This is a genomic window from Oligoflexus sp. (genome assembly GCF_035638955.1).
In the GTDB taxonomy this organism is placed as follows: Bacteria; Bdellovibrionota_B; Oligoflexia; order Oligoflexales; family Oligoflexaceae; genus Oligoflexus.
In genome coordinates this window covers 24,039-47,821 of record NZ_DASQYZ010000189.1, presented here as the reverse complement: position 1 = coordinate 47,821, position 23,783 = coordinate 24,039, and the positions used below count along the sequence as shown (strand labels likewise).

At 52.4% G+C, this 23,783-nt stretch carries 19 protein-coding genes; 11 read left to right on the top strand and 8 right to left on the bottom strand.

Going from position 1 to position 23,783, the window contains the following annotated elements:
* Nucleotides 1-100: 100 nt before the first annotated feature.
* Nucleotides 101-952: a hypothetical protein gene (locus VE954_RS17885; RefSeq protein ID WP_324955210.1), complete on the bottom strand. Its 852-nt coding sequence runs from the start codon at nucleotides 950-952 to the stop codon at nucleotides 101-103.
* 458 nt (nucleotides 953-1,410) lie between these two features.
* Between VE954_RS17885 and VE954_RS17880 the strand changes: the two genes are divergently transcribed.
* On the top strand, nucleotides 1,411-1,872 hold the full coding sequence (locus VE954_RS17880) for a hypothetical protein (protein WP_324955208.1): 462 nt from the start codon (nucleotides 1,411-1,413) through the stop codon (nucleotides 1,870-1,872).
* A gap of 1 nt (nucleotide 1,873) precedes the next feature.
* On the opposite strand, the gene VE954_RS17875 is transcribed toward VE954_RS17880, so the two are convergent.
* Entirely contained in the window at nucleotides 1,874-2,815 is a 942-nt protein-coding gene (locus VE954_RS17875) for a hypothetical protein (protein WP_324955206.1), read from the bottom strand.
* A 170-nt stretch (nucleotides 2,816-2,985) separates the two neighbouring features.
* Between VE954_RS17875 and VE954_RS17870 the strand changes: the two genes are divergently transcribed.
* The 3 genes from VE954_RS17870 (at nucleotide 2,986) to VE954_RS17860 (ending at nucleotide 9,337) form a co-directional block, all read left to right on the top strand.
* Nucleotides 2,986-5,301 (top strand): DUF1588 domain-containing protein, encoded by a 2,316-nt coding sequence (locus VE954_RS17870; protein WP_324955204.1) that lies wholly within the window; start codon nucleotides 2,986-2,988, stop codon nucleotides 5,299-5,301.
* A 125-nt stretch (nucleotides 5,302-5,426) separates the two neighbouring features.
* Nucleotides 5,427-6,551, top strand: coding sequence for a DUF1552 domain-containing protein (locus VE954_RS17865; protein ID WP_324955202.1), 1,125 nt, complete (start codon nucleotides 5,427-5,429; stop codon nucleotides 6,549-6,551).
* A 104-nt stretch (nucleotides 6,552-6,655) separates the two neighbouring features.
* The gene (locus VE954_RS17860) at nucleotides 6,656-9,337 is read left to right on the top strand and encodes a 7TM diverse intracellular signaling domain-containing protein (protein WP_324955200.1); all 2,682 of its coding nucleotides are present in this window, start codon (nucleotides 6,656-6,658) and stop codon (nucleotides 9,335-9,337) included.
* On the opposite strand, the gene VE954_RS17855 is transcribed toward VE954_RS17860, so the two are convergent.
* The 3 genes from VE954_RS17855 to VE954_RS17845 all read right to left on the bottom strand — a co-directional run bounded on the left by VE954_RS17855 (nucleotide 9,334) and on the right by VE954_RS17845 (nucleotide 11,140).
* Nucleotides 9,334-9,993: an inorganic pyrophosphatase gene (locus VE954_RS17855; protein ID WP_324955198.1), complete on the bottom strand. Its 660-nt coding sequence runs from the start codon at nucleotides 9,991-9,993 to the stop codon at nucleotides 9,334-9,336. The genes VE954_RS17860 and VE954_RS17855 overlap by 4 nt on opposite strands.
* A gap of 220 nt (nucleotides 9,994-10,213) precedes the next feature.
* Complete coding sequence (locus VE954_RS17850; RefSeq protein ID WP_324955197.1) at nucleotides 10,214-10,624, bottom strand: hypothetical protein; 411 nt, start codon at nucleotides 10,622-10,624, stop codon at nucleotides 10,214-10,216.
* A gap of 105 nt (nucleotides 10,625-10,729) precedes the next feature.
* Nucleotides 10,730-11,140: a hypothetical protein gene (locus VE954_RS17845; RefSeq protein ID WP_324955195.1), complete on the bottom strand. Its 411-nt coding sequence runs from the start codon at nucleotides 11,138-11,140 to the stop codon at nucleotides 10,730-10,732.
* Between the two features lie 105 nt (nucleotides 11,141-11,245).
* Here VE954_RS17845 and VE954_RS17840 point away from each other — a divergent pair, with 105 nt between their 5' ends.
* The 6 genes from VE954_RS17840 (at nucleotide 11,246) to VE954_RS17815 (ending at nucleotide 18,376) form a co-directional block, all read left to right on the top strand.
* Nucleotides 11,246-12,100: a hypothetical protein gene (locus tag VE954_RS17840; protein ID WP_324955193.1), complete on the top strand. Its 855-nt coding sequence runs from the start codon at nucleotides 11,246-11,248 to the stop codon at nucleotides 12,098-12,100.
* Between the two features lie 92 nt (nucleotides 12,101-12,192).
* On the top strand, nucleotides 12,193-13,542 hold the full coding sequence (locus tag VE954_RS17835) for an NAD(P)-binding domain-containing protein (RefSeq protein ID WP_324955191.1): 1,350 nt from the start codon (nucleotides 12,193-12,195) through the stop codon (nucleotides 13,540-13,542).
* A 1-nt stretch (nucleotide 13,543) separates the two neighbouring features.
* Nucleotides 13,544-13,984, top strand: a complete 441-nt coding sequence (locus VE954_RS17830; RefSeq protein ID WP_324955189.1) for a hypothetical protein — start codon at nucleotides 13,544-13,546, stop codon at nucleotides 13,982-13,984.
* Nucleotides 13,985-14,185: 201 nt separating this feature from the next.
* A complete protein-coding gene (locus VE954_RS17825; protein WP_324955187.1) occupies nucleotides 14,186-15,493 on the top strand; it encodes a hypothetical protein in 1,308 nt (435 codons plus the stop codon).
* A gap of 1 nt (nucleotide 15,494) precedes the next feature.
* Entirely contained in the window at nucleotides 15,495-16,325 is an 831-nt protein-coding gene (locus tag VE954_RS17820; RefSeq protein WP_324955185.1) for a hypothetical protein, read from the top strand.
* On the top strand, nucleotides 16,322-18,376 hold the full coding sequence (locus VE954_RS17815) for a hypothetical protein (protein WP_324955183.1): 2,055 nt from the start codon (nucleotides 16,322-16,324) through the stop codon (nucleotides 18,374-18,376). The genes VE954_RS17820 and VE954_RS17815 overlap by 4 nt, the downstream gene beginning before the upstream one ends.
* Nucleotides 18,377-18,381: 5 nt before the next feature.
* Here VE954_RS17815 and VE954_RS17810 read toward each other — a convergent pair whose 3' ends face one another.
* Nucleotides 18,382-19,701, bottom strand: a complete 1,320-nt coding sequence (locus VE954_RS17810) for a hypothetical protein (protein ID WP_324955181.1) — start codon at nucleotides 19,699-19,701, stop codon at nucleotides 18,382-18,384.
* A 143-nt stretch (nucleotides 19,702-19,844) separates the two neighbouring features.
* Complete coding sequence (locus VE954_RS17805; protein ID WP_324955178.1) at nucleotides 19,845-20,744, bottom strand: acyl-CoA thioesterase II; 900 nt, start codon at nucleotides 20,742-20,744, stop codon at nucleotides 19,845-19,847.
* 91 nt (nucleotides 20,745-20,835) lie between these two features.
* Here VE954_RS17805 and trxA point away from each other — a divergent pair, with 91 nt between their 5' ends.
* Nucleotides 20,836-21,687, top strand: coding sequence for a thioredoxin (gene trxA, locus VE954_RS17800; RefSeq protein ID WP_324955177.1), 852 nt, complete (start codon nucleotides 20,836-20,838; stop codon nucleotides 21,685-21,687).
* A gap of 107 nt (nucleotides 21,688-21,794) precedes the next feature.
* On the opposite strand, the gene VE954_RS17795 is transcribed toward trxA, so the two are convergent.
* Nucleotides 21,795-23,681, bottom strand: coding sequence for a phosphoenolpyruvate carboxykinase (GTP) (locus VE954_RS17795; RefSeq protein WP_324955175.1), 1,887 nt, complete (start codon nucleotides 23,679-23,681; stop codon nucleotides 21,795-21,797).
* Nucleotides 23,682-23,783: the final 102 nt, after the last annotated feature.

The window sequence follows — 23,783 nt, the reverse complement described above, 5'->3', positions numbered from 1 at the left end:
CAGCGTCTGGATCGCTCCAAATGTTCCCCTAAACATCGTCATAAGCAGTTCCTTTCCAATCAGTGAGGCAAGCCGCCTCAAGATGATTCACCCTCGAGTTTTAAAACTTATAAGTCGCAGCCAGTTCGTACATAGTCGCTTCGAAATCGTAGAGCGCAAATTGAGTGGTTTGCGCATCGTAGGTATAGGCACGGTTTTCGGTGGTTTCGCTCAAAGTAACAGACATGTCCTTGGTCAGATTAACTCCAGCTGCGATCTTGTGCACATAGTTCGCGTCTTTCCAGGTGCCGTTGGACTTCTGTGGTTTTTTCAAACCAAACGAGCCTGAGGCTTGAAACATTTCGTTAATTTCAAGTGCTGCAGAAACGCTGGCTCCCAAGGCGAGGATCGTGTTGGGAATTCCGGCTTGACTGGCATCGTATTGAAAGAAATTGCGTATCGCGCTCCCGGTCACACTAGTTTTCAGTTTCCTGCCGATAGGCAAGGCAGTCCAGGTGCGGGTCAAGCTGGACCTAAGACCGGTTGAACCACGATAAGAAAGATAATCTCGCATGTCGGAGTTGGTCGGTGCCGTCACAAGTCCGGCATAAGTGAAAGCCAAGTCCTGCGCGATTTCAATCGGGTGGCCGGTGTAGACCAAGTTTGTGGATGACCAGACGTTGCGTTCTTCCAGTGCCTCCAGATCACGCGCAAGACCTGTTGTCAGACCCAGGATGCCCTTATCATTAGGCACGGCATAGGAAACGTTTATTTCTGCAGCTGCTATGGACCGGTAATAGGCCGAATCTTCATCGGCGGCACTGCGTACATAAGATGTCGAGATGGACGGGGTAAAGCCTTGCGCCCTTACTTCCAGGACATCATCGCTGTGGTGCTGAGCTGAGGCAGCTTGCAGACAAATAAATTGTCCAATGAGCCAGGTCGTTGGATACAGGAATCTCGTGATCCGCATTTCAGCCCCTTCTTCTTCGGTCGGCCATCCAGCCAGTCTGGTTGGCTAAAAAAAAGCCCATGTGAGCTTCGAGCGTCAGTTTGGAGATTAATAAAACTTAATTGAGATACATTCAACTACATTTTTGTCGTAACCGAATAATACAGCCTCAACTTGAGCATTTTATACGGCCTCCTTGGTCATTTCCGCAATGGGTGAGAATGATTAGATAATATAAGCAGGAAATGCGCGTGAATTAGCCTTGACTAAGCCGTCAATTTGGCTTAAATAGGGTGAACCGGCCGCCCGTGGCTGGTTGCCCATGACTCTATCGCTGCTGCTGAGGATTTATGCTATTGCTGTTGACCCGCTTTGCGTCCTTGCATTCTGCATCTTCTGGATTTATTTTATCCCAAACATTTTTATTGGTTATGGTTTTGTCGGCCTGTGGTCCACAATCTCCTGGAGGGGATCCGACCGTGGCTATCCCCGAGGCGCAATATGACGCTGAATTGCAGCCCCTGGTGGACGCTTATGAAGCCGACGCGATTGAGGCAAGGACGGCAGTGGCGCCTGGGTTCAAGCGGCAGCTGGTTCAAGTCATCTGGCAGGATGATTTAGGCCAGCAGGACGACGAGACGGTCCTGGGGCGTTGTGAACGTCTCAATGAGAATCATCCCGATCCAGAGCTGAGATTTCGACTGGTGAAGATTCGGAAGCCGGACGCGAATGGTTATGTAGGTAAGATCAGGATCGATGCCCTGACCTTGAAAACAGTGGTTTATCATGAGCTGGGGCATTGTCTGCATGATTTTAGGGGGCACCTGCCCGAGGCTACCCACCAGATTATGAGCTCGGCGCTGCCGAAAGAGCGCTTTCAATCCTTCCATGAACTTCTGCATAAGCATTTTTCCCTGCTGAAGTCAGTCCAGAAAAACTAAATTACGTCTTGTTCTGACTTTTGACCGCTTCCTCGCTGACATCCTGCTGCTTGGTGGTTGTGTAACCGCAGGCGCGGGAGGGGTCTTGCGCCACCTTCTGAGCATCTGTCACGCAAAGTTTGAGATTGATATTCTCGGTGTTGGCACGCGCGGCCTTGTCGAGCAGAGCAAATCCTTCCTGACCTTGTGAGGATTTGCGATCGCCCTTGGCTTTGCAGATGAGGGAAACGGCCAGCATGATATCCGAGCAGGCATTGGTCCCGTCCAACGCAATCCCCTCGCGGTGGAGCTTGATCGACTTGTCGAGGCTGCCGCGGACATCAAAGAGCCAATGGATCAGCCACATATCCGGAACCAGCCGATAAAACATCCCAAGACCATAACGGACGCTGCCTTGCATGGTGATGTGAGGGTAGAAGTGATAGTTGACGTTCGAGTTCAAGACATCCACCCATAATTTTTCCACAGTCTTGGCGTTTTTAAGCGAAGACAAAATTCCATCGATGCTGCCGATGCTGCCAATGGCCGAGCCTAGAAAAAGTTTGCAGAGGGGTTGGTTGGGTTCAATCTTCAAACAGCTTTCCGTCGCTTTTTTGCCTTTCAGAAAAATCTCGCGAGCCAACGGCAGATCCTTTTCTTCATTAAACGAAGACGCCCACTGAAAGGCGGTGCTGCCGAGGATCCAATAGCCATCCACCCAGCGCGGATTGGATTTAAGAACGGATTCTGTAATCTCATAAGAACGGGCCATCTGCGCGCGTGTGAGCGTTTTCTGCTCCTTGCCGTCGCCGTAAATACCCCAGTATTCCTGATAAAGTTCCGGGCGCTTTTTGAGAGGCTCCCAATTGATTTCATGCTCTTTGTATTCTTTTCCATACAGCAGACCATGATTCCACGTGAACGCCGCGACCCAAAAAAACCCCAGGATGCGTAGAAAGCTCATGTTCCAATCCTTCTCGCGAGGTGATGACCTCTGCGTAATAATTCGCCAGTATGGTTTCGGAACAGAACGGTGCACCTTGAGAGCCGACCATTTGGATGGTTCGGAAAAAAAAGACAATTGTCAGCCTGCATCTGTGCCATTAGAAATGAACTCAAGAAGGGGGATATAATATGCGACGCAGGCTGATTTTGTTTTTGTCCATGCTCTGGTCATGGAGTGCGATGGCCCAGGACAACGTGTCAGGATTCTACGTCTTCTTCAAAAAACCCGAGGCGTGGAACCAGGTCTACATCTATACGTGGTTCGTGCAAAACAATCAGGCCGTCGAACCTACTGGAGGCTGGCCTGGTAAAGCTTTAGCGGATGTGGCTGGCTGGTATCGAGGTTTTATCGATCAGAAGCAAACAGATCCCGCTGATGAATCCATTCAGCTGATTTTTCATAACGGTAGCGGTGAACAAACCCCCGATCTGTCGCGTCAGGACAATGGCTGGTATGTCTGGAAAAAGCAAAATCAAGTCGTCAATCAATGGTTTGATTTAAATCCGGAAGAAAAACTTTATTCGGTCACCATTCAAAATGGATCCGGATCGGGCCAGTACAGTCCAGGATCGTTGGTTCGCATCACGGCAGAGCCTCCCGAACCATTTTTATTCCTGGGGTGGACAGGGGATACTGCTCTTCTGCCTGACACCAAACGAAGGGCAACGCAGTTCTCCATGCCTGAACGTGATGTGAGTCTGAAGGCCGGCTATGAAGATTTGAGTTCTGGTCAAAAACAGTATCAAACACTCTGTGCGAAATGTCATGGCAAAGTCGGTGAAGGGGGAGCCGGCACACCGCTGCAGATCAGTGTCGGCAAATGCACAAGCTGCGGTCAGGTCGAGAAGCTGGCGGAACGCATCAGCACAACCATGCCTTTGGGCAAAGTGGGCCAGTGTACAGGCACCTGCGCCCAGGATGTGGCCCGCTATATTCGGTTCGGCTTGAATCCAGCCGATGCTGTGGATTGCAAGGTACCAGGAAACAATCTGGGCCGGCGCCAATTGCGCCTTCTCACGGAACGTGAATATCGTAACAGTGTACGTGTGATTCTGGGCGTGTCCGAGATCAATGCCTTGAAGTTCTGGCCTGAGCCAGCCAATGTTTTGGGTTACAACAACAACGCGGATGCGGCCGTGGTCACGGATCGGCATCTGGTTGTCTTTGCCAAGGCTGCTCGTGAAATAGCCGGTCAGGCGCCAGTGATCAAGAGCTGTGGGTCGAATGCGCGTTGCCTGGTGGAGCAGGTTGGATTACGCCTTTACCGCCGTCCCCTGACAACAGCCGAAGTCGATACCTATGCAGCTATGCAAACATCGGCGGCTCTCGAAATCATGCTGCACTCGCCTTACTTCCTCTATCGTTCGGAGATGGGCTATTTTGTTGCGCCCATGAATGCCTATGCCTTGGACCCTTATGAAACGGCGACAGCCCTGGCCTATGGCCTCACGGGTATGCCCCCTGATCCTACGCTGCTGGCTGCAGCAGCCGACGGCAGCATCAAGGATCCTGTCAAGCGGCGGGGCGAGGCTGAGCGTTTGCTGGATACGGCAGCCGCTCGGGATACGTTTACGGATTTCGCCATGCAGTGGCTGGGGATCAGCGCCCTTCCCTATGTGACGAGGGACAGCCAAAGACTGCCAACCGACGTGCGAAACGATATGCTTGAGGAAACGAAACGATTTCTGTCGACGCTGGTCTTTGACCAGAACGCAGGGGTGAAGGATCTTTATGCAGCTGATGCCACCCCGTTAACGCCCAGGCTCGCGTCTCATTACGGTCTGCCGGCGCCCGCCCAGGTTTGGCAGCAGGTGAACTATGACAGCGAACGTCGGGGTCTGATTGCGCAAGGTTCCATTTTGGTGACCTATGCGAATTCGAATGAGGCTTCGCCGATCAAACGCGGCGTGTTCGTGCGGAATCGATTGCTTTGCCAGGATCTGCCGCCGCCACCTGCAAATGTTGATACCACGATTCCGCCGCCGAGCCCGGGATTGACCATGCGGGAACGCCTGGCTCGTCACCTGTCACAGGGCCAGCAAAGCGATGGCAGCAACTCATGCGCATCCTGCCACCAGTATATTGATAAAGTTGGTTTTGGTTTCGAACGTTTTGATGAAGTGGGGGCTTTTCGCAAATCTTACGCGGAAAAGCCAGGAGCGCCAATTGATGTATCGGGAGAAATCAAGGGTCCTCTGACTTTATCGGATCCGAACGTGATTCCTTTCCAGAATTTTCCCGAGCTCGGAACTCTGCTGAGTGAAAGTCCAACAGCCAAGGCCTGTGTCGGCATCCAATACCTCCGCTATGCCCAGGGTCATGTCGCCCAGACCAGCGATCAGTGCCTGCAGACATCCCTACGTGAGCAGCTGCAGCTGGATAAGAGTCTGCGTACCGTGATGATGGACTTTGTCAGTTCTGATAGCTTTATGTGGAGGAAATAAGAGATGCAACGTCGCAGCTTTTTGCAATATATGACAGGCATGGCTTCGCTCATTTGGGCTCGTCAGCTTCTAGGCCAATCATCGTCTGCGCCCTTTGATCCTAAAAAGCCGAGCGTCTGATCCTAGTGTACCACCCGGATGGGGCATTTTTGGAGCAATGGCATCCATCGGCTCTTACGGGATCCATCGGGACACTCCCGGAATCCCTCCTGCCCTTGGTGCCTTACCGCGATCAACTGGTCTTGCTTCGCCGTTTGAACCTCATGGACGGTAACGGTGATGGTCATGAGGAGGCGGCTCGCTGCCTGCTCTCCGGTAGCATCGATCCGGTCAATGGATCCTTGGATGTGCACCTGGCCGATCACTTTAAGCAGGCTCTGCTGCATGTCGGCATTCAGGCCAGTAAAAATCAAGGTCACTCCATTAGTTTTTTACCCGGCGGCTCTGAAAAAATCGCTGATGATAGCCCACTTGCGGTCTATCAGCGCCTATTTCAAGGCAGCGGCATGCCTGCTGGAGCTTCAGATGCTGCGATGCTGAAGAACGTGGAAAAGGAACTGCAAAGTTTTCTGGCGAAGACTGATATCGAGCGAGAACGCAATAAGCTGCAGCAGCACCTGCAGCAGATTCAGGTGCTTTTGCGTCCAACTGTGGGTTGCAGCGGGTATGATCTGTCTGCTTTTGCTTATGACGATAGCAAAAAGTGGGAAGATAAAACCGCGCCCGTGATCATGAAAATGCAGATGTCCAACCTTGTGCATGCGATGGAGTGCGGTCTGGCGCGCGTGGCGACCCTTCAGTTTTCACGGCATACCAGTACGATCAAGATGGATTACGATTGGCTCAATCGGTGGAACAATGAGTGGCCCATGGAGAGTCACCAGGCTTCGCACAACAGCGGCGCGATCCATGCGCAGCAGAAAAAATGGTTGAATCAGCAACTGGCCATCCTTTTTGGTCTTCTGGCGGCGCGACCTGAACCACGCGTCGGTCGGGGCGGATCCATGCTCGACAATTCCCTGGTTCTGGTCGTGACAGAGATCGCCCAGGGGGCTTCGCACACCCGAAAGGATATGCCCTATTACCTTATGGGAGGCAAGGGCATTGCCGGCTATAACCCCGGTCGTATCCTTGATTGCAATGGGGCGCCACACTCGCAGCTGCTGTATTCCATGGCCCAGGTGCTGGGTGGCAAGCCTCAAGGTTCCTATGCATCCGCGGGTGCTCTCAAGGGATTGATTCCCATTTAAAGGAACGACCAAACGCGGGAATACGTATTCCCGTAGCACTTTTGTTAATATCCAAGCCACTTGACCGATAACGATTGCGGATCCCTCGCAGCGGAGGCGGAAGCGTGACCTTATTGCGGCAAACGATTTTTACCTGGGCCATGATGCTCGCTGGAATATTTCAGCCTGTGTCGGGGCATGCTGCTGGTTTGTCCGTGACACCGGAGGTCAGTTCTGGAGAGGTGCGGGAACTCCTCGTGAGCCGAAGCGTATCGATCCTGGAGGATCGCACGCGTCAGCTGGTATTGGACGATATTCTGTCCGGTCAACATGATGATAAGTTTCAACCGGCGACCCGTGATTTCCCGGGATTGAATAATCAGGATGCGCATTTCTGGGTGAAGCTGACCGTGCATAATACGAGCCCCGTGACACGTGACCTGATCCTGGAAAATCGATATCCGCTTCTGGATTACCTGACACTCTACCAGTTGCATGCCGATAGCGCGCGCGTCGAGCTCACTCTCGGTGATGAAGTGGCCTACGAGCAAAGGCCGGTCGAATTTCGCTTTCCTGTTTACCCTATACGAGTTGCGCCTGGAATCAACCATTATGTGATGAAGATGCAGAATAAGGGCACCTTTGTCATCAGCCTTTTTCTTTGGGACAAGAAGAATTTTGACAACTATACGCGCCGCGATAACCTCGTCCTGGGTCTTCTTTATGGCAGTATGATTGTTCTCATGCTCTATAATATGTTTCTGATGTTTTCCTTTAAGAGCCAGACCTATCTGGTTTATGTCATTTATCTCGTCGCTTTCCTGGCCACGCAGTTCGGGCTTCAAGCGACCGGTATTGAATGGATTGGTGGCTCTGTCGGACATTGGCTTATGAATCGCGGCTGGCTGATTCTGGTTTCGGTGAGCCATATCTTTAGCTGTCTTTTTGCTCTGCGCTTTCTGAATATGCAGGAGCAAATGCCGAACTGGCGAAAATGGATACTCGGCCTTATTTTCGTGAACATGGCGATTACCGTCCATGGATTCTTTGCCAATTATGCTCTGCTGGGCCGCGAAATTACGTACTCGACGATCGTGGTCAGCCTGACCTTGATTGCCTCTGGAGTCGTTGCGTCCTGGCGTGGATTTCGCCCAGCTGTGTATTACACGCTGGCCTGGTCCTGTCTTCTCATGGGCAATTTGGTCATAACGTTGATGTTTAACGGACTTTTTCCTCTGAATTTTTTCGCCCAGTGGGGCAATCTGATTGGAGGCGCCATGGAAGTGGCGCTTATGTCGCTGGCGTTGGGAAGTCGGGTGAATTATTTGCAGGCGCGCTCAGAGCAAACCATTAAGGACCTGAACCAGGCCCTCACCCGGCACATTCAGGAAGTCGAGAATACCGTTGCGGAGCGCACCCGGACCATTCGTTCCATTGTGGATCACGTGAAGAGCGGTTTTTTTACCATTAACCTTCAGCTGGAAGTGGAAGCAGGTTTTACCAAAGCCTGCTATCGCCTTCTGGGTGAACGCATACGCGACCAGGCTTCGATCCTGGATGTCCTGGGTTTGGAAGGCTCGCGTCGCAGTATCTTTCAAATGACCGTCAAGCAGGCCTTTGCCGATAGCATGCCCGAGGAAGTCAGTCTGTCTCAGATTCCTAAGACCTTTCGCATCGGTGACAGCATTCTTATTTTAGAAGGCGGTTTGATTCGGGATGATGCGGGCAAGCCGAAGGCCATCCTGTTCACGGTGAATGATATCACCAAGCTGCGCATGAAACAGCGCGAGGCTTTGCGTAGCTCCATGCTGATCAAGATCCTCAAGAACATGGACGCGTTCCGATCGTTTATTAAAATTACCCGGGAAAATCTGAAGCACCTGGCCGATCCTGATGTGCGGAGCAAGCCCAAGATGGTGGCCTTCATTCTGCATACGCTGAAGGGCAATTGCCTCATCTTCAATATGAAGCTCCAGGCCGATCGGATTCATAAACTTGAAGAAGCTGGTGAATTGCGCGTTGAGGACGTCCAAGCCCTGGAACAGACCTTCCAGCTCTTTTTAAATCGGCATGCGGATATTCTGAGTCTGAGCTGGGATGAGGAGCAGGATGAAGATGTGGTCATCAAGCATTCCACGCTTTTGAGTTTGCGTCAGGAACTGAACCAGCTCGGCGTGCAGCACGATTTCCTTCGATTCTTTGACAGTTGGGTTCTGAGTATTACAGCGCGTTCGGCGCGCAGCCTGCTGGGGCCCATAGTCGATGATGTGCAGCAGCTAGCCCGTCGCAGCAGCCGCAAAGTTCAATTTGATCTGCAAGGCGCGGATGTCAAGATTTACTCTGACGCCGAAAAGCATGTGATCAAGAATCTGGTGCACCTTGTGCGCAATGCCGTGATTCATGGTATCGAGCAGGATCGTGGTTCCAAACCAGTCCGTGGGAGCGTCTTGCTTATGTTTAGGGCGCACCAGGATAGGCTGGAAATCCGCTGCAAAGACGATGGTCGCGGCATCGAGCGCAACCAAATCGTCCGGCTCCTGGTGGAAAAAGGGCTCGCAGGCTCGAGTGATTTGGATACCAAATCCTTTTCCGAGCTAATCGAAATTCTGTCACTGGAAGGTTTCAGCACCAGCAAGGAAGTTGATCTCTATTCGGGGCGTGGGGTCGGTGTGGCTTCCGTCTATGGGGCCATCAAGGAATGCAAAGGTCGTATGGAGATCCGGACAGAGCCAGGGCAGGGGACCGAGTTCATCATTACGTTACCTCGTCTTGAAGAACCCTTCGCACCTGACCTGAAAGCCGTTTAAGACTCAAATGGGATAGGAAACGCTGCGTTGTAATCCTGTGCTGCGAGTTCGATCACGTGAAGCGCTTCCTTGCGGTTATACATCGCTTCAATACTGATTTTGCGCTCACCTTCACCCGGGATGTCCTTGTAGGTAAGGAAGTAATGCTTGAGTCGCGCCAGAATTTTCGGCGGACAGTCTTCAATATCTTCAAAGCGGCCGTAGATCGCATCGTCCTTCAGAACAGCGATAATCTTGTCGTCGACTTCACCATTATCAATCATGCGTAGACCACCGATGGGTTTGGCCTGCAAGAGAAGGTCACCGTGGGTGATGGTCTTTTCTGACAGCACGCAAATATCCAAAGGATCGCCGTCACCGATCAGATTCTGAGTGCCCGTTTTTTCACCGGCGTAGGCCGCCACGCGTTCGGTGCAGTAGGTACGGGGGATGAAGCCGTAGAGAGCAGGGACATAGTTGGAAAACTTCTGGGGGCGATCGATGCAGAGATAACCCGAAGCCTTATCGAGTTCATATTTCACGGTATCCGTCGGCACGATTTCAATGAAGACATTCACGTAGGGCTCCGATTTGGCCTTAACCGGAATGCCATGCCATGGATGAGGTTTAAAATATTTTTTGAGCTGCTCGAGCAGAGCGGATATGTCCTGAGTCACCAGAGTTCCTCCAAAATGAGTTCCTTGCCATCAAACGGGCGACGGGCTCAAATGCCTATAACAATTTAACGCGAATGTCGAGATTTTTGGACTCGGGCAGGGTCATGTTCGCTGAATATTTGGAACCAAACCGACACTCGGGTGGTCAGGAGTGTCGGAGGGTGCAAGCTCAACCTTTTAAAATGATGCATCTTTTTGGTTGATCTCGGCGGTCTCAAGTCTAGTTGGCCGGTCCATTCGCTGGGGGTGTCGGTGCTGGGGTCGGCAAAGGTGCGGGTTCAAGCGGTATCTGCGATTTCAGATAACCGAGCAATTTAATGCCATCGGGAGTCGTACGAAATTCAGGATCCCCATAAGGCATAAGGCCAATGTCCAACGCTGCGAAAGCTTGAGCTGCACGGGCAACCACTTCCTCTTCTGTATCCAGGGATATACCAGCCACAGCCTCTTCACCCCCTGTGTGACAGATTTGGCAGTTGTTGGCGATGATGCTCGCGACGTCTTCATAAGTTGGGGGGATCGTCGGCTCAACGGGCTGAGGGGTTTGATCAGCATTTGATGGGGCAGCCATCAAAGAGAGGCTACACAAACCTGCTGCGAAAAGTCCTACGTACCTGGCATTGAATCTCATCCTGATCTCCTTGTCGATCGTTCAAGGGATCATGGGCAAAGTGGTCTTCACTGTCAAGCCAGGGCTTTTGCGGAGCGGCTTTCGAATTTTTCAAGCCGCAAACTGTCAGGGGATTTCGCGAATATTGGGCTGGAATTCCTTGATGTGACGATTCATTTCTTTCTTGCAGTCAGGGCCAAGGTTTTCACTCACCATCATTAGACAGACCTGCAAAGCCTTGATGGGGTCGTCCGCCTTGGCTTTAACGTCAGCGCATTCCTTGTCGATTTCTTTTTGACAGGCGACTTTTACCTTATCCCAGCTGGTCATGGTTTTCTTCCAGCTGTCTTCTTTTCCCTTCACAAAGGCTTTGCACTCAGCGCTCAGTTGTTCCACTTTTTTGTGAAGACAGGTGCGTTCTGTTTCCTGATGAAATTCACCTTTGCATAATTTCTGGACATCATCATCACAAGGTCCATAAGCCAGAAGGCTGCTCGATGAGCAAACCAGGGAAAGGGTGATGAGGAAAGTCTTCATGCGCGGCTCCTGATGAAGGAAAGAGTCTCCGTCCTTATCGGCATTCCCCTGTCTTTTTCAAGAGCAGGGTCTATGCTACCATGTAGGGATGGGAGAATCTTGAGCATGAAACTGCGTCCTTTGGTTTACCTCTGGTTGCTTATTACAGCCTTTATGTTCTATGAATATGCCGTGTTGCATAAGATGTATGACGGTCCAAGCTATATATCAATCGGCGCCTGCAAATTCCTTGGGCACTGCAAAACTCTATCGCCTTTGCCAGGAAAGCCGCTGAGCTATGCCTTGGGCTGGATCGGTTTTTGCGTGATGGCGCTGACCAATCTTTATATCCTGCGCAAGCGCATGCATTCGATGCAATCATGGGGCAGCCTTCAGGGTTGGCTTAACTGGCACATTTTTTTCGGAATGGTCGGTCCTACTTTTGTCCTGTTTCATAGCGATTTTAAGGTGCGGGGACTGGTCAGCATCAGTTTTTGGAGCATGGTGATTTCATTTTTGAGCGGTATCGTCGGCCGTTACTTCTATATGCAATTGCTGCAGGCCAAGCCCATGCTCAAAAAGCAAATTGATGCTTTGGAAAAAGCCTTTGATCAGTATCAGCAGGGCTCCGGCAATCGTATTCCGGCCCAGGCGATGATCATGGCCAAAGCTCATGCCTTTTCCATGGCAGGTGGCGTGCAAGGCCCGGAACTGCAAAGGCTTGGACTTTCCGGCTTTATGATCCGATCGATTGGCGGAGAAATTCGCATGCTGGCTTCGCTGCCGCCAACGCCGTGGCAGGAATCTCGTCAGTTCAAGATCAAGCTTCGGGAGTGGGCGCTGCTGCGTCGTCGCCTCCTGTCGATGCATTTTTACCAAATCCTCTTTGGGTACTGGCGAACGTTTCACTCCCCGTTTGCAATTTGGATGTATATTGTGGCTGTTATTCACATTGCTTCATCTCTGATATTCAAGGTCTAATCCCGCGGTATTAAAAACTATTTTGATTTCACTTAAGAACTTGAGGCCGCGAGCCGATAGCATGGCTGTAATTTTTTATCAGAGTGTAGCCAATGTTGATGAAGATCTACGTTTTCCTCGCGCAGTCTACGTGGTTGCTCGGTATAGCCTTTATGGTTGGTCTCGCGGTCTGGGGTATGCGCCAGCGCGATAAGCATCATAAGGAAGCCAAGCGCAAATGGGATGATGCGGTCGCTAAAAAAATGAATGAGCCTGCGAGCTTGCACCCCGAGATCGATCCCACCCTGTGTGGCGGTTGCGGCGCGTGTGTGGCAGCCTGTCCCGAGGGCGAAATCATCAAGTTGATCAATCACCGGGCTGTGCTCATTGAGCCGACCGCGTGCGTGGGTCACGGGGCCTGCCAGGTGGCTTGTCCTTATGATGCCATTCAGCTGGTCTTTGGCACCAAGACACGCGGCATGGAATTGCCCCGTATCGATCCCAATTTCCAAACCAACGTCCCTGGCCTCTATATTGCCGGCGAGTTGGGCGGCATGGGTCTGATTCGAAATGCTGTGAAGCAGGGTAAGCTCGCTGCGTCGCATGCTGCCAAAAATCTGGGCGGGGGCGGGGGAGCTCAGTTCGACGTCCTGATCGTGGGCTGTGGTCCTGCGGGGCTCGCCGCGTCGTTGGCTTGCGCGGAAGCGAAAGTCAAATATCTTTGTATTGAGCAGGCCAAGTTCGGGGGAACGATTTATAATTTCCCAAAACAAAAAGTGGTCATGTCGCATCCCCTCGATTTTCCTTTGGCGGGGCAAATCAAGTTCAATAAGCATAAAGTGTCGAAAGAAGAATTGCTTAGCCTTTGGACGCACCTGAAGCGGCAAAGTAATTTGAGTATGGTCGAGGATTGTCGTTTTATTAATTTGCAAAAGCGGGGTGATGTTTTTCATGTGGAAACATCCAAGGGCATCATGACCGCGAAAAAAGTGATCCTCGGCATGGGCGTACGCGGAACACCGCGGAAGCTGAACCTGCCGAACGAAGAGATGACCAAGGTTACGTATAACCTTTTGGATCCGGATCAGTATCAGCAGAAATGGATTGCGGTGGTCGGCGGTGGTAACGCAGGCGTGGAAGCCGCTCAATACCTGTGCAAGCCGGGTCTTCGTAATAAAGTCTTTCTGCTCGTACGCGGTCCAACGTTTGACCGTTGTAACGAAGAAAACCAGAACATCATCAAGGATTATGAGCGTAAAGGTATGGTAAAAATCTGCTACAACACCACCGTGGAGCAGATTGAAAAAGATCATCTGATGATCAAGATGGATGGCAAGGTTCTGCGTCTGCAGAACGATTTCCTGTTCGTCTTTGCTGGCGCGATCCTGCCTTTCGCATTTCTTAAGAGTCTTGGCATTATGATTGACACCAAATACGGTGAAGCCGTGAAAGCGAGTTCATAACATGGCTTGCAAGCGACTGCGCAGCGTAGTGTTCCTCTGCCTGTCTGGATTGTTTCTCAGTCTTGGCTTGTCTCAATGCGGAGTGAAGCAACCGAAGGTGGAGAATTCCAAATTTGCGTCACCGGTGGCCGATCATGCGCGATTTACCGATCCCTGTGCCGCGTGTCATGAATATCGGCGCCTCCCGCCCACTCAGGATCTGACCCTTGTGGCTCACGGTTTTGGCCGTGAATGTTCGGAATGCCATCAATATGTGGCAACAGCCCCCAGCTGGACACCCAAGGCCTATTCTCATAGTCCGACGCCTCCCGCCTGTTTAGGTTGTCACAATCTTCCCGGTGAAGCGGCGAAGTTTAGTAAGCCTGCAGCCCACGGCAATGGTCAGTTGCGCGGTGATTGCGCGGCTTGCCACCGCTTCGGCACACAGTGGAAAGTCAACTAAAAACGGACGCATTTTTTTCCACGATTCTTTTCCAACTTCCCGCCGTGACCTGATACACTGGAGGAAATAATTGAATTCCTCCAATGAGTATCGCACTTGCCAATGCCTGCTAAAAGACAATTGCCAAACCTGCGAATCCGCAATATTTTTGCTAACGCGAGAATTTTGTTTGGAGTCCTTGGCCTAATTTTTCAAAGTACCATGCCGACAGCTCAGGCCGTGGAATTCAGGGGTGATGCCCGCCTTGGTCATTACTCGCGTCAGGTCGAGTTCCAAGGAGCCTTCCTGGGTCAAACGGCAGGCGAGACCAATAACGATGAGCAGGTCATCAACCTCCAGCTGAAGGCGACCGCGGACGAATTTAATGATTCCAAGGATCGCTTCATCTTCGATTTCCGTGACAAGCGTGATGGATTCGGCAAGCTGGAACGGGAAAACCTTCTGCTGTCGAATTACGAAAGACGGCAATTGCGTCTGGCTGCGTACCAAAGGCCATGGGAGTCGAATCGCACCTATTTTACGGTCGGCCGATTCACTTTGCCGGAAGCCAATATCGTGGCCAATGATGGTGCGGAATTCGGCTATCGGACCAGCAAGGCCTCACGCTATGGCGCCTTTGCCGGACAAGGGGCCAAGGATATCATTGCCCCTCTGTATGTGGATCCGGAGACCAGGGTCATACCCACGACCCAGTTCGGTGCCTACTATAATTACGAGACCAAGGACACGCCGGACGACAGCAGCTACTTAACCAACGCCGTGGCTCAAGCGCCAACCTATGACATCACCGATTCGGAAAGTCATCTCTATTATTATCAGCAGGGACTTTTCACCATCGGCGGCCTGCATCGGATCGGCAGTCTGGTGCATTTTGATTTTTCACCCAAGGCGAGTCTGCGTCGGGGCTATGTGTCTTACTATTATCAAACAGAAAGACTGCGCGCCGGTGGATACGTGAACCAGACCACGACCGAGGATTATCTGATCAAGCAGGTGATCCAGGATGTGCTGGTTCCCAGTGCCGTTCGCACCATCGATCTGGATCTTCGCTATCGCGTGAGCCAGGCTTTCAGCGTGGATGCCAGCGCCAGCCAGGGAACTCGTACAGCGGATGGCAAGGTGCGTACCGAATTTACCGGTGGGCTTCTGTTTCCCAAGGTTCTGGGGGATACCAGCTCCACGCGCCTGCAGCTGGGTGTGCGGCAGAATTTTTTGAGCAAGGATAATTTCACCAAGATTGCCTACGACTACTGGGGCAAGACGGTGAGCGTGGGTGTCGCCTATACTCTTTCCAACGAGACCTATGACGACGGAACGATCAATAAACGCACGATTCTGATGCTGGATGCGGGTATTTTTGTTTTGGAAGATGTTCGCGGATCATTGGGTTACGAAATGGAATCGGACAGCAAGGTCAAAGCCAACGCCTTGTTCGTCATGTTTGGCTATAGGTTTGGGACGTCGGCGACTTCGCCTCGCACCAGACCCGCAAGATTTGAGGAAATGTAAGGTGCGCAAGCTCGGACTCATCATAGCCCTTCTTTTTCTATCGACGTCTCCGGCCTTTGGCCAGAGCGCGGATGCCAAGCTGAAATTTGAAGGTCTCCTCAACCAGCTGCTGGCACCGGGGCCTTTGCTCCTGGGTCACGATAAGCTGGAACACACGCATAACGATTGTTTGAAGTGTCACGAGCCGGCGGGTGGGATACCCAATAACAACTGCCTCGCGTGCCACAAGGAAATTCGCAAGGATGTCGACGCGCGTCAGCACTATCATGGTTTGATGAATAATAAAGCCTGTATCGACTGTCATAAGGATCATAAGGGTCGTAATTTTGACCCCATGTATATCAATCCCAAAACCTTCGATCACAGCAAAACAGGGTTCGATCTGGACGGGGCCCACGTAAAAATTGATTGTGCCAAGTGCCATACTGCGAAGCGCGCGAACAAGCCCACACGCGTCGGTGAAATCAGCTATCCCGGTCTCGTGGGTTCCTGTAACAAGTGCCATATGAAAGATGATGTGCATTATTACAAAGGCAAGTTCAAGCAAAAGGAATGCAGCCTTTGCCACACGACCGAAAAATGGAAGCCGGCCAAATCCTTCGATCATCAGAAGGAAACAGGCTATGCCCTGGTCGGCGCCCATACCAAGCACAAGTGTGAAAAATGTCATGTGAAACGTTCGAAAACTGATGTGCGCTATGATTGGCCGATTGAAACCAAACAGTGCCTGTCGTGCCATCTGGATCATCACCAGAACCGTCTGAGTCCGCGCTTCCGTAACGGCAAGTGCGATGTCTGCCACGGTCAAGACAGCTGGAAGATAAGCCTATGAGAGGAATGACCCTATGGATTTTCGCTTTTCTTGGTGTGCTGTGGGGTTTCCCCCTGCAGGCGCAGAAGAAATTCGACCATACTGTGACGGGCTTTCCTCTGCGAGGGGCGCACGATCGTATTGAATGCCAGGACTGCCACAAGCAAACTCCGGATGTTCTCGCCAAAGGACCCGCGGCGTTTAACTGGGTCGGTTTGAAAAAAGAGTGCTATCCCTGCCACAAGGATTATCACGGCTACGGCAAGGAAATCAGTGCCAAGCAAGGTCCTCTGCAGAAATGCGACACCTGCCACAATGAGATCAAGTGGAAGGACTCACTGAAGTTTGATCACAACACGCAAACCGTCTTTCCGATCACGGGCAAGCACAAGGAAAATAAGTGCTTTGAGTGCCATCGGCCGAAGACAGTGCAGCAGACCTTCAAAGGCGAGCAGGGGCACAAGGTCTTAGGCAAGGACTTTGATGTGCGGCGCTATGCGTTTCCGGACCTGCCCAAGAAAAGTTGTGCGAGCTGTCATATCACGCCGCATACCCAGTCGTTCCATCAGAAGTTCAAGAATGTGAGCTGCGATAAGTGCCATACGACGGAAGGCTGGAAAATCATGAGTCTGCAGGGGCAGATTCAGGGCGATCGCACCTTCCATGATAAGACCCGGTTTCCACTGACGGGCAAGCACAAGGTGACCAACTGCAAGCAGTGTCATATGAAAGAGGGCAAGGAGACCTTCAAGTTTCCCAATGCTGAACGCGATTTCTGCGTGAACTGTCATGCCAGTGTCCACAAGAAGCAGTTCGATGAAAAGTTCTTCAATATGTCCTGTGCCAAGTGCCACTCGACGACGAATTTTACGCAGAGAACAGCATTTGAACATGATATCACCAACTTCAAGATTGATGGGAAACATGCAAAAATCGAGAAAAACTGCGAAAAATGCCATGTCCCGACCAAGGACAAATTGCCGACGAAGCCACCCAAGCCGGCTCACAAATTTGACTTTGATGAAAGCAAGGATGAAAAATATTGCACCAACTGTCACACGTCCGTTCACAAGGACCAGTTCCACAGCGAATTCCAGAAAAAGTCCTGCGCAACCTGTCACAATACCGCTGGTTTTGCCAAGCTGTCTGAGTTTGATCATGATATCACGCGATTTAAACTCACCGGTCGGCACGCGGAGATTGGCAAGCAGTGCAGCGAATGCCACAAGCCCAGCGATATCACGTTGCCGACCAAGCCGCCGCGTAAAGGGGGCAAATTCATGTTCGAAGGGGCGAACCGCGGGTTCTGCGAGGAATGCCACGTAAACGAACACAAGGATATGTTCCATTCCAAGTTCTATAACAAGCCCTGCGCTGTGTGCCATACGACCGACAAGTTTACGAAGCTCAAGGAATTTGACCACGAGGAAACGGATTTTGAGCTGAAGGGCAAGCACAAGCAGGTGAAGTGCGCGGAATGCCATAAGAATACGGATGAGAAGTTCCGCACGCCGCCGAAGAACTTTAAAGGGAAGTATCTGTTCCCGGAAATTCCCAAGCGGAACTGCCAGACTTGTCATAAGGATGTTCATAAAGGGGCGAATGGTCCGCTGTGTACCAAGTGCCATAATGAAAGCGGTTGGAAGAACGCCTCCGAGTATCATAAGGATTTTCTGCTGACTGGTGTGCATCTGCAGCTGGATTGCAAGGAATGCCATGTGAACGAGCGGATTCTCAAGGGCTCGAGCCAGGAGTGCAGCCAGTGCCATCATGAGGACGATCCGCACCAGGGGCAGCTGATGCCTTGCCAGGATTGCCACACGCAGAACTTCTGGCAGCACACGAAGTTTGATCATAACCTGACCCGTTTCCCCTTACGAGGAGCGCACCGGGTTACGGAGTGCCGGGCCTGTCATAACCAGGGTGTGTATCAGGGACAGCCGACGGACTGCCGAGGTTGTCATGCTCAGGATGCGGCTCGTGTTGTGGCGCCGAATCATAGCGCACCGAATTATTTCCAGTGCGAGCAGTGTCATACCGTTTATCAGTTTCCTGGGGCTGTGATTCGTTGAAGGTGCTAAGGCATTTCCTCCAGCACTTCAAAAGCAAATGACAGCTCATCTTTCGTGATATCCGCAATCCACGTTGTAGCGTTCGAACCGCCGGTGTTGATCACCTGCTGGCGACGCTCCGTGGAGCCACCGGCGATCGTATCGACCAAAGTATAAGTTCCGTGATTGGCGTGAAACATGCCGTTGATCAACGGATAGATGGTTTTCACGCGAACGGGTTTCGGTGATTCAATCCGCAGTTCTTTCACGCCTAACGAGCGCTTGCCTTCCTCGGTCGTCTTTTCCCAAACAGTGGCTATGATTTTACTGTTCGCAATGGGCAGGTCGACGGCAATGTCGCGATACTGATTGGCGAATTGCTCACCATCAAATTCCGCGACTTTCTGCGTCAGGGCTACGAAGTTAATTTTAGCGCCTGGAGCCCGGAACAGAATCGGAACGGGAACGATGGCCGGTGCGTTGACCTGGATCGTGATCGGTTGCTGCTGGTTGTTTTGATTTCGGGTCAGCTGAACCCATTTCCAGGCCACGTCGGTGACCGGCGTATCAAACAAAACGTTGGCATTGTTGATGCGTGCGAAGAAGCCATTGCTTTGGGCCGACGGTGTTTTTACGCGCGCCCAAACCTGATAGGTTCCTGCTGTTTTTACGTCCACATTAAATGTGATCGCCTGCGCCGCCTGCGCCTGGGCCACTGCTGCAATCGGGGGCGTGCCGGCCTTACCCATCGCATACGAGAGAATGGAACCATCGACATCATCTGTGCCTTTGGCAAAGGGCTCGGCGAGGGTCGCTGCTTCCGCGCTGGCACCTGCATACTGAGTGGTATCGACTTCCACTGTCGCGGGCGAACCTGACGATAAGAGGACAGATTTGGTCGCATTGGGATAAACCGGCGGTTTGGGTTTAAAGCCGGCCGCGTCCAGATCCAGGAGCCAAAGATTAAGACCGTTGGCCATGACGGCCACACATTTGCTGGTTTCGCCTTCCCAGCAGTTGTGGGTCTGCTTGAGTTTCAAAACAACTGGAGTCTGGTCCACGCCGCTGAATTTATCAAATGAAACCCGACGCAAAAAGTTAGCGTGTGCCCGCTCCGGATCGGAATCGACAAATGTTGACCCGTGGCAGGAGGCACAGTAGGGCTTCAGGATAGGATCATAAACGTTGACTTGAAAGGACTGCAAAGACGTCGATTCAGGTAGTTCGGGAAGGTCCGGCCGGTTTGCAGCGTCGGCATCCCGGTCCTTATCAGGGATTTGCGGCGCTTTTTGACAAGCAAGAACAATCAGGCTGAAAGTACTGATCATGAGGATTCTGGATAACATGAGTGACTCCCGTCGCATGGGTAACCACCCGTCTTCACTTTGTATGCCAGCGCTAAGCCTTGATTCTGATTCGAAGGAAGAATCCGGCCCCCTCTCTGAGGATCGGACAGTGTCTCGCCGATGGACAGAAAGCTGGGACTTGCCTAGGTCACGAGACCTTTCATCGAATCCTGCGGCGAAGGCGGATCGATGCCCCGAATCAAACTCTCCTGAGCCACCGAGGCGACGAGGATTCCATTCTTGTCGAAAATCTGACCTCGATTGAACCCGCGCCCCCCGGCTGCCGATGGACTATCCTTCACATAGAGGAGCCACTCATCCATACGAGCCGGCCGATGAAACCACATGGCATGATCCAGACTTGCCACCTGCACGCGCGGATTGAAAAACGTCACGCCATGCGGCAGCATCGCTGTCGTGGCCAAACCAAAGTCAGAAGCGTAAGCGAGCATGGCCGTATGCGTGAGGGTATCATCGGGAAGCTTGCCGCTGGCTTTGAACCACGAGTATTTGAGCGGCGGACGTTTGTGCGGATCAAAATAATCCACGGGATCCACCACACGAATTTCAATCGGACGATCGGCGTTCAATTTTTCACGAATGGGTTCGGGGACCTTGTCGCGCACTTTGCGAAATTGCTCCAGCTCGCTTAAAATGCCATCGGGTCCTGGCACAGAAGGCTTCTCGACCTGATGTTCGAAGCCTTTCTCGATCGCGTGAAAGGAAGCTGACATGCTGAAAATAGCCAGACCACCCTGCTTGGCCACGACACGGCGGGTGGAAAAACTCTTGCCGCTGCGAATCAAATCGACTTCATAGTAGATGGGTTCATTGGGCTTGCCGGCACGCAGAAAATAGCCGTGCAGGGAATGGATCGGTCGCTCGGCTTCCACGGTGCGGCTCGCGGCCACCAGAGCCTGCCCCAGCACCTGGCCTCCGAAGAGACTTTTGAATCCCAGATCCTGACTGTTGCCTACAAACACGTTGGTTTCAATGGCCTTGAGATCCAAAAGCTTGACCAGCTGTTCCAGCACTTTGCTCATATTGCCTGTCCTTCCTGACAAAGAGTCCAGGACTGCATGTTGGCAAAAAACGAAAGCAAATGCTAGCATGAAGGCCTGGGAGGAGGGGCACATGGATAAACCGAACGTAGTGGATGTCAACCTAAGAAATTTCGCCGCAGACGTCGTGCGGCGTTCGCAGGATGTTCCCGTCCTCGTCGATTTCTGGGCGGAATGGTGCGGACCCTGCAAAAGTCTGACCCCTGTGCTTGAAAAATTGGCGGCAGACTATGGCGGCCGTTTTATTCTGGCCAAATGCAATACCGATGAGAATCAGGATCTGGCTCGGCAGTTTGGGATTCGCGGCATTCCCGCCTGCAAACTTTTCAAAGACGGGGCTTTGGTGGCTGAATTCCAAGGCGCGCAACCCGAGGGCGAGGTTCGGCGATTCTTGGATGAACATTGCGCTGATCCTGAGGAGCAGCCGCTGGAAGTTGCGCGCCAGCTGCTGGGTGGCGGACAGGTCGATGACGCCATGGCGATACTCGAAGGGATATTGACTGAAGATCCGGCTGCCGATGATGCCCGCCGTCTTTTGGTCCGTGCTTTGATTCACCAGCATGATTTTGAAAAAGCTCGTGAAACGCTGGCCGTGTTACCTGCCACGCACAGCGAGGTGAAAAGCCTCCAGCAGATGATTGATTACGCAAGCACCGCCTCCGATTACGGAACGGTCGAGGATTGTGAGGCTCGCGCCGCGCAGAACCCGCAGGACCTGGAAGCCTTGTATCGTTTAGGTGTGGTCCTGACGCTCGAGGATCGCTTTCAGGATGCTATGGATCGTTTCCTGCAGATCATTGCTAAAAATAAAAATTATGGGGAAGGTAAGGTCAGGCAGGCAATGCTGGCTTTGTTTGAAGTGCTGGGGCCCGATCACGAGTTGACTCATCAGTATCGACGGAAATTTGCTAACCTTATTTTGTAGTGTGACGGCCCCGCGTGGCGGGGTTTTGAAAAGCGATGGATTTGGAGCCCGGCGACCCCCGTGTGGAGTCAGGCGGCCCCGCATGAAGCGGGGCACCGAAGTCCGAATCAGTTTTCCAGGTAACGTTCCTGAGCCATTTCCCACTTCACGGGTGAACGCCACAGGCTTGAGAGCAGGAGTTCGCGCATCAGCATGAATTCACGAGGCAGCTTGTCATAGAGCTTTTCGAAGAGCTCCTCATGCGAAAGAATTTCGCTCTTCCAGGTTTCCCGGTCGATGGTCATCAACCGACGGAAATCCTGGCGATGGAAACCTTTCATGCCTTTCCATTCGATATCTTCATAACGCGGCATCCAACCCAGTGGACTTTCTTCCGCAAAGGCGCGGCCGTGAATACGGTCCACAATCCATTTCAGAACGCGCATGTTGTCGCCAAAACCGGGCCACATGAATTTGCCATTTTCATCTTTGCGGAACCAGTTCACGCAGAAGATACGAGGCGGGTTGGAAATCTTGCGACCCATTTCCAGCCAGTGATTGAAATAGTCGCCCATGTGATAGCCGCAGAAGGGCAGCATGGCCATCGGATCCCGACGAACCTGACCAATGTTGCCAAAGGCCGCGGCGGTCATTTCCGAACCGATCGTGGCGGCTGTGTAAACGCCGAAGTTCCAGTTGAACGATTGAACAACCAAAGGCACGGTCGTCGCGCGACGACCACCGAAGATGATCGCGCTGATCGGAACACCGGCGGGGTTGTCCCAGTTCTTGTCAATGGACGGGCACTGATGCGCGGGAGCGGTGAAGCGGGCATTCGGATGCGCGGCCTTGCGACCACAGTCCGGCGTCCACTCGTTGCCCTGCCAGTCGATGAGTTTGGGCGGTGGGTTTTCCGTCAGATCTTCCCACCAGATATCACCGTCCGGTGTTAAAGCCACGTTCGTAAAAATGACGTTTTCTTTGACGGTGGCTATAGCATTGGGATTGGACGAGGGCGAAGTTCCGGGAGCTACGCCGAAGTAACCAGCTTCCGGGTTGATCGCATAGAGACGACCATCCTCACCGGGTTTAATCCAGGCGATATCATCACCGACCGTGGTCACTTTCCAGCCTTCAAAGCCAGCCGGTGGGACCAGCATCGCGAAGTTGGTCTTGCCGCACGCACTGGGGAAAGCGGCTGCCACGTAGGTTTTTTCACCCTGAGGCGATTCCACGCCGAGAATCAGCATGTGCTCAGCCATCCAACCCTGGTCGCGGCCCAAAACGGACGCGATCCGCAGGGCGAAACATTTCTTGCCCAGGAGCGCATTACCGCCGTAGCCACTGCCGTAAGACCAGATCGAACGCTCTTCCGGAAAATGGACAATGTATTTCTGCTCGCGATTGCAAGGCCAAGGAACGTCCTGTTGACCTGGGGAGAGGGGGGCACCGACCGAATGAAGGCAAGGGACAAATTCACCGTCGCCAAGGACATCGAGAACCTTCCGGCCCATCCGTGTCATGATACGCATATTCACGACGACATAAGCGGAGTCAGAAATTTCGACGCCGATGTGCGCGATGGGCGAGCCCAAAGGACCCATGCTGAATGGAATGACATACATGGTGCGGCCGCGCATGGAACCACGGAACAAAGTCGTCAGGGTACCCTTCATTTCGGCAGGATCGGCCCAGTTATTGGTAGGACCCGCATCCTGTTTGCGCTGGCTACAGATGTAAGTCCGATCTTCGACGCGCGCGACATCACTCACATCAGAACGTGCCAAAAAACTGTTTGGACGTTTGGCCGGGTTGAGGGGAATCAAGGTTCCACAGGCGACCATTTGTTTGTTCAGTCGATCGTACTCTTCCTGTGAGCCGTCGCACCAATAAATACGATCCGGTTCGCACAACTCAGCAGTGTCTTTGACCCATTGAATCAGCTTCTGGTTCTTGACGTAATCAGGAATGAGTTCTTGTGACGACCAACTTTTTGACTCTTGCTGACGATTCATACCTTACCCCCAAACGCGGCCAGTCGAACACCGCAGGCGGCACGAATTCTGCCTCGGTCGCCGCTTTGCGGGTCTAGGACCGCTATCCTTAATGCGAGTGAT

Bases quoted from the DNA above. Each gene is read 5' to 3' on its own strand.
- VE954_RS17885 (WP_324955210.1), bottom strand. From the start codon at position 952: ATGCGGATCACGAGATTCCTGTATCCAACGACCTGGCTCATTGGACAA.
- VE954_RS17875 (WP_324955206.1), bottom strand. From the start codon at position 2,815: ATGAGCTTTCTACGCATCCTGGGGTTTTTTTGGGTCGCGGCGTTCACG.
- VE954_RS17870 (WP_324955204.1), top strand. From the start codon at position 2,986: ATGCGACGCAGGCTGATTTTGTTTTTGTCCATGCTCTGGTCATGGAGT.
- VE954_RS17850 (WP_324955197.1), bottom strand. From the start codon at position 10,624: ATGAGATTCAATGCCAGGTACGTAGGACTTTTCGCAGCAGGTTTGTGT.
- VE954_RS17845 (WP_324955195.1), bottom strand. From the start codon at position 11,140: ATGAAGACTTTCCTCATCACCCTTTCCCTGGTTTGCTCATCGAGCAGC.
- VE954_RS17840 (WP_324955193.1), top strand. From the start codon at position 11,246: ATGAAACTGCGTCCTTTGGTTTACCTCTGGTTGCTTATTACAGCCTTT.
- VE954_RS17835 (WP_324955191.1), top strand. From the start codon at position 12,193: ATGTTGATGAAGATCTACGTTTTCCTCGCGCAGTCTACGTGGTTGCTC.
- VE954_RS17830 (WP_324955189.1), top strand. From the start codon at position 13,544: ATGGCTTGCAAGCGACTGCGCAGCGTAGTGTTCCTCTGCCTGTCTGGA.
- VE954_RS17825 (WP_324955187.1), top strand. From the start codon at position 14,186: ATGCCGACAGCTCAGGCCGTGGAATTCAGGGGTGATGCCCGCCTTGGT.
- VE954_RS17815 (WP_324955183.1), top strand. From the start codon at position 16,322: ATGAGAGGAATGACCCTATGGATTTTCGCTTTTCTTGGTGTGCTGTGG.
- VE954_RS17810 (WP_324955181.1), bottom strand. From the start codon at position 19,701: ATGTTATCCAGAATCCTCATGATCAGTACTTTCAGCCTGATTGTTCTT.
- VE954_RS17805 (WP_324955178.1), bottom strand. From the start codon at position 20,744: ATGAGCAAAGTGCTGGAACAGCTGGTCAAGCTTTTGGATCTCAAGGCC.
- trxA (WP_324955177.1), top strand. From the start codon at position 20,836: ATGGATAAACCGAACGTAGTGGATGTCAACCTAAGAAATTTCGCCGCA.
- VE954_RS17795 (WP_324955175.1), bottom strand. From the start codon at position 23,681: ATGAATCGTCAGCAAGAGTCAAAAAGTTGGTCGTCACAAGAACTCATT.